The 12750-nt window shown below is 56.1% G+C and carries 8 protein-coding genes; 3 read left to right on the forward strand and 5 right to left on the reverse strand.

Going from position 1 to position 12750, the window contains the following annotated elements; all coding sequences use genetic code 11:
• Positions 1-7: 7 nt before the first annotated feature.
• Positions 8-1159, reverse strand: coding sequence for a 1-deoxy-D-xylulose-5-phosphate reductoisomerase (locus tag QZ460_RS06940; protein WP_290540849.1), 1152 nt, complete (start codon positions 1157-1159; stop codon positions 8-10).
• A gap of 7 nt (positions 1160-1166) precedes the next feature.
• The gene (locus QZ460_RS06945; protein WP_290540850.1) at positions 1167-2033 is read right to left on the reverse strand and encodes a M23 family metallopeptidase; all 867 of its coding nucleotides are present in this window, start codon (positions 2031-2033) and stop codon (positions 1167-1169) included.
• Positions 2034-2163: 130 nt separating this feature from the next.
• On the opposite strand from QZ460_RS06945, the gene QZ460_RS06950 reads away from it, so the two are divergent.
• Positions 2164-3075 carry a sugar phosphate nucleotidyltransferase gene (locus QZ460_RS06950; RefSeq protein ID WP_290540851.1) on the forward strand — a complete coding sequence of 304 codons (912 nt, stop codon included), beginning with the start codon at positions 2164-2166 and terminating at the stop codon, positions 3073-3075.
• Positions 3076-3471: 396 nt separating this feature from the next.
• Here the strand turns inward: QZ460_RS06950 and QZ460_RS06955 are convergent, their stop codons facing one another.
• Genes QZ460_RS06955 through QZ460_RS06965 form a run of 3 tightly spaced genes read right to left on the reverse strand, consistent with a single transcriptional unit; the run spans position 3472 to position 7130 of the window.
• Entirely contained in the window at positions 3472-3861 is a 390-nt protein-coding gene (locus tag QZ460_RS06955; protein ID WP_290540852.1) for a hypothetical protein, read from the reverse strand.
• Between the two features lie 2 nt (positions 3862-3863).
• On the reverse strand, positions 3864-6323 hold the full coding sequence (locus QZ460_RS06960; RefSeq protein WP_290540853.1) for a polysaccharide biosynthesis tyrosine autokinase: 2460 nt from the start codon (positions 6321-6323) through the stop codon (positions 3864-3866).
• 9 nt (positions 6324-6332) lie between these two features.
• Positions 6333-7130 carry a polysaccharide biosynthesis/export family protein gene (locus QZ460_RS06965; protein ID WP_290540854.1) on the reverse strand — a complete coding sequence of 266 codons (798 nt, stop codon included), beginning with the start codon at positions 7128-7130 and terminating at the stop codon, positions 6333-6335.
• A 729-nt stretch (positions 7131-7859) separates the two neighbouring features.
• Between QZ460_RS06965 and QZ460_RS06970 the strand changes: the two genes are divergently transcribed.
• On the forward strand, positions 7860-11042 hold the full coding sequence (locus QZ460_RS06970) for a TonB-dependent receptor (RefSeq protein ID WP_290540910.1): 3183 nt from the start codon (positions 7860-7862) through the stop codon (positions 11040-11042).
• 13 nt (positions 11043-11055) lie between these two features.
• The gene (locus tag QZ460_RS06975; protein ID WP_290540855.1) at positions 11056-12741 is read left to right on the forward strand and encodes a RagB/SusD family nutrient uptake outer membrane protein; all 1686 of its coding nucleotides are present in this window, start codon (positions 11056-11058) and stop codon (positions 12739-12741) included.
• Positions 12742-12750: the final 9 nt, after the last annotated feature.

A 12750-nucleotide genomic window follows, 5' to 3' on the forward strand; every position in this document is an offset into this window, starting at 1 on the left:
AATGAGTTTACAGTTTCAGGAATTCGGCTGCCAGCGCACGGGCTTCGGCATTCGCTTCGGCATAATCGGCCAGGGTGGGCGAGGGGACGAATGCGGCGTGCTCCAAGGCGTAGCCTATGGCGCGCACGATGTCGAGCCATGCACACCGACGGGCCAGAAATGCCGCCACAGCCACCTCGTTGGCTCCGTTCATTGTGCAGGCCGCCGTGCCGCCGCGCCGCAGACAGTCGTAGGCGATGTCGAGCGCCGGGTATTTCACACGGTCTACCTCGGCGAAGGTCAGCTGCGGATGGTTCAGGAAGTTGAACCGCTCGCCGGGACGGTTCGCCCGGTCGGGATACAGCAGCGCGAAACTGATCGGCAGCCGCATGTCGGGCGTCCCTAACTGAGCCTTGATCGCCCCGTCCTCGAATTCGACCATCGAATGGATGATCGACTGCGGGTGGAGCAGCACCGAAATCCGGTCTGCCGGAGTCCCGAACAGCCAGTGTGCCTCGATCACCTCGAATCCCTTGTTCACGAGCGTCGACGAGTCGATCGTGATTTTCGCGCCCATGTCCCACTGGGGGTGGCGCAGCGCCTGCTCTACGGTCACGTTCGCCAGTTCTTCGGCCCGGAAGTCGCGGAATGCGCCGCCGCTGCACGTGATGATCAGTCTTCTGACCGGAGCGCGCTCGCCCACGAGACACTGGAAGATGGCCGAATGCTCCGAGTCGATCGGAATCACCGGAGCCTTGCGCTCCCGGGCCAGCGGCATCACACGGGCGCCGGCCACCACGAGCGACTCCTTGTTGGCCAGAGCGAGTTTCTTGCCCGCCTCGATGGCAGCCACCGTGGGTGCCAGCCCGGCATATCCCACCAGGGCGTTCACCACCACATCTGTGCCTCCTCCAGCCGCGACCTGCGCCACGGCCTCCTCCCCGGCATACACTTTGATGTCGGTTCCGGCGAGCGCGTCGCGCAGCTGCGCGTAGTATTGTTTGTCGGCGATCACCGTCGCGTCGGCGTCGAATTCCCGGGCCTGCCGGGCCAGTTGTTCCCAGTTGCGGTTGGCCGTGAGGACGCGGACCTCGAATCGGCCGGGGTTCTCGCGGGCGATGTCGAGCGTCTGCACGCCGATCGAGCCGGTCGAACCCAGTATTGCGAGTCTTTGTTTCATGCGTTTGTCAGAAGACGATATACCCCTCGGGATCCACGGGTTTCCCGTTGTTCCAGAGTTCGAATTCGAAGAGTCGGACCTCTCCCTCCTCGGCTTCGGCGTTGTATCCGATCTGTTCGCCCGAGCGGATGGTCTGTCCCGTCGTGACGAGCGGCTGCGAGAGGTTCTTGTAGACCGAGATCATATTTCCGGCGTGCTGCAGGATCACGATGTAGCCCGTCTCCGGGGTCCAGAGGCTCTGAACAACCGATCCGTTGTCTATGGCCGTGATGCGGCTTGCAGCGGTTGCGGCGATCTTCACGCCGAAATTTCCCTGCCGGATGTCGAATTTTTCGGTGATGATTCCCTCGATGGGTGTCGCCAGTTCGATGGCTTCGCGCACCTTGCGCCGCGAGGCGTTCCGCCCGGCGATGGCATATTGTCCGTCTCCCTCCATCTGGGCCCTCAGGAGCGAGTCTTCGTGCGAGGGCATAACGAGGACCTTGCTGATGCGGGCCGAATCCGACGAGGCGAGCACGCGTGCCACGGGGGTCCGTCCCTCCATGATCAGGGCAATGTTCTCGTTGTAGGTCATCATGTCGTTCATCATGCGCTCCATCGAGTCGAGTCGGATGATGTTTTGCACGAGGCTTTCGCGCGCGCGGTCGGTTTCGGTGCGGTATCCGGGCAGGAATTCGAGAATGGGGGAGTAGGCCACCAGCGACAGCGTGAGGATGAAGAGCAGGAGCAGGAACGCCACCAGACCGGCTATGATGCTTGCCGGCGAGAGGTGCATGTGCCACTCTTCGGTGTTGTCCGTTGCGTTGAGCATGTTGAACCGGCGTTTGCGGAACAAGCCTTGCCACCATGCCCTTATGGATTTCAGAAATTTCATCTCTCCGGGTACGATTTCACTTTGTTGGTCCTACAAAGATAGGCAAATTTGCATAAATCCTTTGCGGAGCGCGCTTAATTTTTTACATTTGTGACTGTTTTGAACCAATGTCATAAACAGATCAAATAACATGGTAAAACCCACATTACTGGTACTCGCCGCGGGCATGGGTTCCCGCTACGGGTCTCTCAAACAGATGGACGGAGTCGGTCCCAACAACGAGGCCATCATCGATTATTCGGTCTACGATGCCATCCGGGCCGGTTTCGGCAAGGTTGTTTTCGTCATCCGTCACTCCTTTGCTAAGGAATTCCGCGAGGTCTTCTCGGCCGAGCGTTTCGGCGGGCGCATTGCCGTTGATTTTGTTTTCCAGGAACTCGACTGCCTGCCCGAAGGCCTTTCGGTTCCCGAGGGCCGAGTCAAGCCGTGGGGTACGAACCACGCGGTGATGATGGCTGCCGATGCGGTTCACGAACCCTTCGCCGTGATCAACGCCGACGATTTCTACGGAGCCGAGGCCTATAAGACCATCGGAGAGTACCTGTCCCAGCTCGGTGACAGCCGCAACAGCTACTGCATGGTTGCCTACGACCTGAACAGGACGCTTTCGGCCAACGGTACGGTTTCGCGCGGCGTCTGCGGCGTCGATTCGAAAGGTGACCTGACATCGATGGTCGAGCGTACGCAGATCGAGCGGATGCCCGACGGTCAGATTGTCTTCCACGATGGCGGAGCCGACGCACCTCTTGCCGAGGATACGCCCGTTTCGATGAACCTCTTCGGCTTCACGCCCGACTACTTCACCTACTCGCAGGAGTTCTTTAAAGACTGGTTCGCGGCCAACAAGGAGAATATCAAGTCGGAGTTCTACATCCCGACGATGGTCAACCGACTGATCGGCGATGGCACGGCAACGCTCCGCGTGCTGCGTTCCGTAGCCCAGTGGCACGGCGTCACCTACAAGGAGGACAAGCCCGCGCTGATGGCCGCCATCGAGAAGATGATTGCCGAGGGCAAGTATCCCCGCAATCTTTGGGCGTAGCTCCCGGTCCACAGACGGCACCGCCGCACTCCCGCAGGGCATTGTGTCGGGTATCGGGCATAGCATCCGTTGTACACCCGCAGGGCATTGCTGCTCTTCTGCAGGGTCTCGCGTAGGGCATCATTAGCTCTTCCGCAGGATGTCGGTTGCTGCACTCTCGCAGGGAATTGTGTCGGGTATCGCTGTACCCAAGAGTACCTTCCGCTGCCCCATTTTCCATGATGTGCGACGAAGCGGATATCCCGCTCCTGCCGGCCGCAAACAAAAAAGCGAAACTTTAGGAAGTTTCGCTTTTTTGTTGAATGGTCTTGCTATCTTGTTGTCTGTCAGCATTTCGCCCGAAATCCCGACCCTGCTGCATCTCAAGCTGAAAATCCCGCCCGGCCCTGCCGCAACTTAATCCAGAAATCCCTCCCGGACGAGTTGCTCGCGGATCTTGATCCAATCGGCTACGGGATGCTTCTCTCCGTCGATGAACCGCAACGGACAACCCAAATTGCAGTCATCGATATAGAGATCCGCATGAACCTTCGGCGACGAGGTCCAGCGCTTCTGCGACGGGTTTTCGTTCACGGCATAGAGCGGAATACCCCGCATGCGAAACCACTCCACCGCACGGTCCAGCAGTTTTCCGTGCCGCATTGAGTGTAGAATCAGCCGACAACCGTTGTTTGTCAATTCTTTCAGTACGGGTACGGCTCCCGCATCCTCACCGATCTCCGGATAGGCATGCGTTACGACCGTACCGTCAAAGTCTATAGCTATTATTGCGTCGTGAATGGCCATTGTTAGCGTTTTATTTTATGTGTCAGAGACCGGAAGAAATGCTTGATGCGCTTGCGGTAACTTACCTCCTGGTAATCGTCTCCATATCCGTATCCATATCCGTACCCATAACCGTATCCATACCCGTATCCGTATCCGTGATGGCGGGCGCGGGCACCGTTCAATACGATGCACATGTTGTGGAGCTTCTTCTCGCGGTAGAGGCGTTCGATGTCGGGCAGTTGGCGACGGTCGAGCACACCCTCGCGTACGACATATATGCAGAGGTCCGCAAGCCGGTCGGTGATGATCGCGTCGGCCACCGACATGGCGGGCGTACTGTCAAGGATGACATAATCGTATCTGTCGCGCATTTCGGCGATGAGCTTGTCGAGTTTGTCCGAAAGGAGCATCTCCGCGGGGTTGGGCGGCTGTACTCCGGCGTATATCACGTCGAGATTCTCGTGGAATCCGGAGTTCTGTATCATCTTGTCCACATTGGGAACCGTCCCTGCGAGATATCCCGTGATTCCGTTTTTGCTGTTTCCGTGACCTAACTGGGTCGACAGGGCGTGACGGCGCAGGTCGAGGTCGATCAGCAGCACCCGCTTCCCGGCCATGGCGATGGTCATGGCGAGGTTTGTGGCCACGAAGGTTTTTCCTGCATGCGGGTTCGACGAGGTGAAGAGGATGGTGTGAACGTTGGTTCCGACCGATACGCCCATGAATGTCATGTTTGAGCGCAGAATGCGGAACGCCTCCGACAGGGGGTCGCGGCCCGTTTCGCGTACCACGATTCCGGACTTGTCGGCGCCGCCCTCGTGGAAGGGTATGTCGCCCAAGAACGGGGCGCTGATGTTGTCCTCAATGTCCTTGCGCCCGCGAATAGTCGTGTCGAGCATGCCGATCAGATAGAGCAGGGCGAAGGGGATGGCCAGCCCCACGATCAGAGCGATGCCCAGGATCATGATGGGTCGGGGCGACACGGGCGTGTTGCTGCCGTAGGCGAAGTCGATCGACCGCGAGTTGCTCTCAGCCACGGCGTAGTTGAGCTGGTTTTCCTCCTGCTTGCTCAGCAGGTAAAGGAACAGCTCTTCCTTGATCTTCTGCTGACGCGTGATGCCGAGAATGACCTTTTCCTGCGAAGGCATGGTCGAGATGCGGAGGTTGGCCTGTGTCTCCTCCTTGCGCATGGCGTCGCGCTGGATCTCGAGCGTCGAGATGTTGGAGTCGAGCGACGAGATGATCGAACGCCTCACGGCTGCCAGCAGGTTGTCGAGGTCCTGAATGACGGGGCTGCGATCCGAACTGTTCTCCAGCAGTTTCTCGCGGCGCAGGATCGCCGCGTTGTAATCTTCGATCTGCGAGGCGATGGCCGTGTTGATTCCGGCTGCCGCAACCGCCGGAATCAGCTCTCCGACGTTTTTCGGATCGTTCAGATAGGTGCGGATGTACTCCGCCACGTTGATCTGGTTTTCGAGGGAAAGACCTTCGGTCTTGTAGTGCGAACTTTCCGACACACTGCGTGCGGCCTCCGAGGTGATGTCGACCATCTGGTTGTCGCGCTTGATGTTCTCGATGTTGCGGTCCACGTCGCCCAGTTCGCGTCCGATAACCTTCAGACGGGCCTCGATGAACTCGCCCGTCGCGACCGACACCCGGCGCTTGTCCTCGATGGCGTCTTCGTTGTAGGCTTCTATGAGCGTGTTGATCACATCCTCTGCGCGCCGGGGAACGGAGTTGTTCATCGTGACGGTCACCACCGAAGCCTGCTTGTTGACCACGTCGCTTTTCACGCTGGTTCGATAGGTGCTGGTTGTCCGTCCCAGCGAACTCTTGTTCACCCGGATCGGCACCCCGAGGTATTCGGGGTTCATGTAGAGCGACTTGTGCACCACGATCTGCCCCACGGGGGTCGGTATCGTGTCACCGTAAGCGGCCGTTATGACGCTGCGGCTCTCGGATTTGGTGACGAACTTGTCTTCGAATCGGCTCAATTGGATTTTGTCCTCGTCGAGGGGCGTGATCTCCATCGAGAGCGACTGGTTGTCGTTGTCGTTGATGAACTTCACGTCGATCGGCGCCTGCCCGTATAGGTCGCGCCGGCGGAGTCGTTCGCTCACCGAGTAGTTTACCGTCAGGTTGAGCCGCTTGACCACTTCGGTCATCAGGCGCCGCGACTGGAGGATGAACACTTCGTTGTCGACGTTGCGGCGGTTCTGGAATCCCGTCAGATCGCTGAATGCCATCAGGTCCACGTCTCCGCCCTTGTGGCTGTCCTTTACCAGAATGGTTGCCGTTCGGCTGTAAATCTCCGGGGTGCTGGCCAGATATAAATAGGCCGCGCAGAGGCAGCATACGGCCGAAAGCACGAACCAATACCAGTTGGCGATCACCATGTGAATGATGTCGTGCAGGGTGATCGTGTTCGCCAACTCTTCGTTGTTGGTCTGCATCTGCGGATTGATCTGTTGTTCTGCCATGTCTTCGGACTACTTTATGGTTACAGTGAGAAGAGTTGCCACGGAAACGGCCGTGCTGATGAGCGAAAGGTAGAACGTCCGGTTTTGGTTGATCTCACCGGTCTGAGCTTTGTATTTGTTGGGTTTCACGTAGACCACGTCGTTCTGCTGGAGGTAGAAAACCGGGGAGTTGAATATGTCGGCCGATGTGAGGTCGAGGTATTCGATCGTGCGCACGCCGTCTACCTCGCGTGTCACGGCCACCTCCGACCGCACGCCGTATACGGTCATGTCTCCGGCCATTGCCAGGGCGTCTAAAATCGAAATCTTGTCGCGCGTGACATCGTAGAATCCGGGACGTGCCACTTCGCCGATGACCGAAATCTTCATGTCGGCAAACTGTACGTTGACCGTGGGGTCGTTGATGTATCCGCCTTCGATGATCTTTTCGGCGATAGCCTGAGCCAGTTCTCCGCGGGTCTTGCCCTTGCATTCGACCTTGCCGATCACGGGCATGTCGAGCATGCCTTTCTCGTCGACGGTTCGAGTCTGCAGAGCCTGCGAGGTTGCGGCACCGGAGATGTTGTTCCCCGTGAGCGAATTGTAGGAGGTTGCCGAGTTGAACGGCACTGCCAGCTCGGGATCCTTGCTGTTGACGACGATCGTCAGTCGGTCGAGCGGCTTGATGCGTATCTGTCCGTTTTCGGCGATTTGTTCGGGTGTGAATGGCTGTGCGTCCTGCAGATACCAGATGCGTTTCTGCGCGGAGCACGAAACGAGCAGTATGCCGAGGAGGGCAGTTCCGATGAGAAGGCAGAGTTGCTTCATTTTTAATAATGCATTGATTGTAATTACGTGTGCAAAGATATAAATAATTCAGAAAAACAGACACTTTTTCGGGGCTATATTTTCCGGTCCTGGCAGGTCATGCGTTGTCGGATACGCATTTTTTTTCGCAGGACAACCCCTTCCCCGAATCGTTTCACCCCGCCGCCGGATCAATGCCTCTGCCATCACGAATCGAGAGCCGCAGCACAAACCTTTGCCGCGGCGCAACATTGGCCCCTTATGCCGGCAGATTGCGTGCTCTTCGTGCGCTCCGTTTTTCGCCTTCGTTGCCGGCCGCGATTAATCCCAACGCGGTTCATCTGTCGCTATATAGTTATCGAATCCGGAATCATACCAAGGGCTTGGGAATAACTCGATTTCCTTTATAAAAAATAATATTTATGGGAGCGGGATGTGTAAAATTTGATATTGCATCTCTCTCTTTAAGTGATTATTTTGTTTTTTTGTGTAGATTTATAAATCTATTTGTTTATATTTGTGTTGTAACTCAATAATTAATGAGTTGTAGGCTGTAGCGCGAATTTATTTTATTAAAATCCAACCTTTAATTCTTTTACTTTTATGATGTAGAAATCTGCTTGTTGTTTTATCGGGTCACCTTGGAGTTGTTTTTTATTTTCGGATGAACGTCCAAGCTTTCGGAATAAAAACTTTTTTTCAATTAAACCACCAACCTAATTCAATGAATCTATGAAGGAACATTTTTCAATGCGAGAACCCGGTTCCTGGATACGACGTTTTGTCGTATACGCCTTGTTGCTGTTGTTTGCGGGAGGGTCTGCTTCGGCATTCGGACAATCGCGTGTGCAGGGGACGGTAACCGACTCCCAAGGTAATCCGTTGGCTGGAGTCAATGTCGTTGTGCTGGGGACTTCCGTCGGAACCACCACCTTGAGCAACGGAGCATATAGCCTGGATCTTCCGGCCGGGGCCCAGAGCCTGCGATTCTCTTTTATCGGCATGAAAACGCAGGATGTCAATCTGAACAGCCGCAGCCTGATTGACGTCCGTCTGGAAGAAGATGCCGCACGCATGGACGAGGTCGTCATCGTAGGTTACGGTACACAGAAGAAGGTGCACCTTACCGGAGCCGTTGCCGCCGTTGTCGACAAGGAGATCAAGAAGTCGACCGTGAGTACCATTTCCCAGGCTTTGGTCGGCAAGTTGCCCGGTCTCATCACCCAGCAGGCTACGGGCGCACCGGGCGCCGATGGTGTCACGATGATGGTCCGCGGAACCTCATCCTACAACGGGTCCAGTCCGCTGGTTTTGGTCGATGGCGTGGAGCGCAACATGTCTACCGTCGACCCCAACGATGTGGAGTCGGTAACGATTCTCAAGGATGCTTCGGCCAGTGCCGTTTACGGCATGAAGGCTGCCGCCGGAGTCATTCTCATAACGACCAAACGCGGCCACGAAGGGGGCGTGGAGATCAACTATCGGGGGAGCGTTACCATGTCGGAGATGACTACCATGCCCGACTTTATGAACGGTACGCAGTACATGGACTATTACAACATGGGCCTTGCCCTCGACAAACAGGGCGGCGACGATGTGCCCGAATTCCAGTTTACCCCCGAAGAGATCGAGCTGACCCATAACGGAGATCCCTCGGACGGATACGAGAATACCGACTGGATGTCTCCGATGCGGCGCCTCACGCTGATGCACCAGCATAACCTCTCGATCGGCGGCGGCTCGAACAAAGTCCGTTATTTTGTCAGCGGCGGATTCCGGAATCAGAACGGCATCATCAAGGGACATGAGGATTCTCGCGGCAACCTGCGGTCGAATATCGACCTCACCCCGCACCAGAATCTTCATGTGGCCCTCAATGTAGCCGGTTCGGTGCAGGACAACTACTGTCCGGGAGGCTACTCCTACGAGAATCAGGCGGGTCTCAACCTTTTCCACCAGATGATGTATTCGATTCCGTTTGTTCCCAAATGGCTGGAAAAAGACGGCGAGCGACGTCCGGTATCGGGCTATCGGGCCGCATGGTCCGCCGCCAATCCCGAATACGGATCGCAGCACTCGGGATTCAGCAAGTCCCGCAACCTGCGCTTTGAGACCTCGGCCAACGTCGAATATTCCCTGCCTTTTGTCAAAGGATTGAAGTTGGGTCTGTTCACCAGCTGGGACTACCTTCATTATACGGGTCGCAGTTTCTCGTATGCATACGATGTGCTGGCCTATACCTTCCAGCGCGGTTCGAATATCGGCGCCGATCCCTTGAGCAAATACTCGCTCGTCAAGGCTGCCGACCTGACTGCCGACGGAAATCTATATCTGGAGAACCGAAACGAACAACGCGTCGTTCTGCGTCCTCAAATCTCCTATTCGAACACCTTCGGCAAACACACCGTTGGAGCCCTGTTCCTCTATGAGCAGACAACTCTCAAGAACGAAAAGATGGTCGGCGGCCGGCGTAAATTCCCCGTATTCGATATCGCGGAACTCAACTTCGGAGATCCGGCATCAGCCACCAACGGATCGGCTTCGGGCGAATCGGCCTATGCCGGTTACGTAGGACGCATCAACTACGCCTACGCTGACAAATACCTCTTCGAGGCCTCGTTCCGTTGCGACGGTTCCTATCTTTTCCACGAAGACCAACGCTGGGGCTTCTTCCCCTCGGTTTCGGTCGGATGGGTTCTCTCTCAGGAGAACTTCTTCCAAACGGCTTTTCCCAAGATCGAATACTTCAAGTTGCGCGGATCTGTCGGAACGCTTGGCAACGACAATGTGGCCGAATTCCTCTATCGCAAACAATTCCAATACAACACCAGCGATGTGGCCTTCGGAAAGATCCCCACATCCCAGGGGACCCTTTCGAACCAGGTGGCGTTTCCCTACGAGGATCTCACCTGGGAGCGTACGCGCACCTACGACATCGGCTTTGAGCTGAGCGCATGGAACGGCATGCTGGGCGTAGAATTCGACTATTTTTACAAATACACCTTCAATATCCTCCAATCCATCGGGGGGATCTATCCACCTTCGCTGGGCGGCCACTATCCGGCATATATCAACGACGGATCCTTCGACAACCGAGGCTTTGAGCTGGTCCTCCGCCACCGCCACCATATCGGCCAATTCAACTACAACATCTCCGGCAATCTTTCGTTTGCCCGCAACCGCATCCTGAGCAAGCAGCAGCCCGACAACACGTTGCCGTGGAAGAACATTCTCGGCTCTCCGGTAGGGGCCATCTGGGGCCTGAAATCCGACGGGCTCTATCAGAGCGAGGAAGAGCTGGCCAATGCCCCGAAGCCGATCGGCGTACAGCCCCGTCTGGGAGACATCAAGTATGTGGACATCAACGGCGACGGAACCATCACCAGCGATGACTGTGTCCGGATTTCCCGCGGACGTGTTCCCGAAATGATGTTCTCCTTCTCGTTCGATGCCGAATACAAAGGTCTCGATCTTTCCATCCAGTTGCAGGGAGCCGCCCTCTGCGACCGCATGATTCAGGCGACCTGGAACAACGGAGTTGCCGACCAGACGCCGTTGACCATTCCCTGGTACGCCAACTATGACAATGCGCCGCTCTATTTGGTGGAAAACGCCTGGAGGCCCGACAAACCGCATGCCGAATATCCTCGTCTGTCCGTCACCAAGAGCTCCTCGGTCAACAACGGCCATGTCTCCGACTTCTGGAAACGCAACGGAGCATACCTGCGTCTGAAAAACATCGTCGTGGGTTATACGCTTCCGAAACACTGGCTCCGCAAGGTCGGCATCCGGAACCTGCGGGTCTACTTCAGCGGCAACAACCTGCTTACGGCTACCGATTTCAAGTGGATCGATCCCGAAAGCGTGAACGTTCCGACGGGATACTACCCGCAGCAGCGTACCTATACATTCGGAGTTGATCTCTCATTCTAAACAAGCGAACGATATGAACAAGATAATAAAATCCGCACTTGGGTTGCTGGCGTTTTTCTGCCTGGCAGCAACATCCTGCGATGTCCTCGATGTTGCCCCCTCCCGCTCGTACAGCGATGCCACGGCTTACTCTTCCATCAAGAATCTGGACCTGTACGTCAAATCCTTCTATGGCGTGCTCTATGCCAATGCGGACATCAACTGCGACAGCCGATGTCTGATGGACGACGGAGCCACTGATCTGATCAAGTATTCATGGTACAACGTCGAGAGCGGGACCATGAACAAATTCTTCTATCAACCCAATTTCGTTACCGAGCAAAGCAACTTCCGCTCCAACTGGTCGAGCATGTATGGCTGGATCAGCAAACTCAACGAATATCTCGAGGACCTGCACAAGGGGCTCATCAGGCTCGACGGCGAGTCGGTCAAGATCCGTACGGCGGAGGTTCGCTTCCTGCGAGCTTTTGCCTATCAGGAACTGGTTATCCGCCACGGCGGAGTCGTGCTCCGCAACAGCGATACGGTCGTTGACGGTCCCAACGAACGGGCCAAAGCCCGTTCGAGCGAGGAGGATTGCTGGACATTCATCATCGGAGAATACCAAAAAGCCCAGGCTGACCTGCCGGATCAATGGCCCGATGCCGACAAGGGGCGTTTGACCAAAGGAGCCGCATGGGGCATGATTGCGCGCGCCTCTCTTTACGCCCGACGCTGGAGCGAGGCCGTAAGTGCATGCGATCAGGTCCTGGGCATGGGATATTCCCTGCTTCCGGGCAAGAGTGCCGAGGAGTATTACAAGATTTTCTCTACACCCGACAACAGTGAGCTGCTTCTTCCGGTCTATTTCCAGTCGGGTATCAGCATGAAACAGCACAGCTTCAACAACCATTTCTGCCCTCCGTACGACGGCAAGCCCCACAAGGCGGAGACGGTTGTTGGCGCCACGGCCACTCCGACCGATGAATACGCTTCGTCGTTCGATATCCTGATCGACGGAAATTGGGAGTCATTTTCGTGGAATAACCTGGCGAGATATGACAACAAACCTTTTGAGCGGCGCGAGCCTCGTTTCTATGCTTCCATTCTGTACAACGACGCTCCGTGGCAGGGCCGCCGGCTGGAGCTCTACGAGGGAGGCACCGACGGCTACATGGATTTTTCCATCACCGGGCAAGATTACGTGCACAAGACCACGACAGGATATATTTTCCGTAAATTTCTGGATGACAGCGGGAATGTGAATTTCACCAATATTCTTTCGGGAACCTACTGGACCGAGATGCGTCTGGCCGAAATCTATCTGATCCGTTCGGAGGCCCATGCGCGTCAGAACCAATTTGGCCCGGCATACGATGATTTGGATGTCATCCGTGACCGTGTCGGCCTTCCCAATTTGCCCCGGAAAGGCAGCTGGGACGATTATCTGAAGGATCTGAGCAAGGAGCGTATCTGTGAATTGGGCCTCGAGGGCCATCGTTACTTCGACCTGGTTCGCTGGGGTATTGCCGTCAAGACGCTCAACAACCAGCGAGTCCACGGCGTCCGGGTGACCAGGAACGGCGACGGTTTCAGCTACGAACGTGTGGCGTGCGACACTCAGGACCGTTATTATCCGGAGAAGTACACGATCTTCCCCATTCCTTACAGCGAATTGCAGAACAATACGTTGTGCGAGCAGAACGAAGTTTGGAAATAATTTGATAAA

This window comes from Alistipes sp. (genome assembly GCF_020026455.1).
In the GTDB taxonomy this organism is placed as follows: domain Bacteria; phylum Bacteroidota; class Bacteroidia; order Bacteroidales; family Rikenellaceae; genus Alistipes.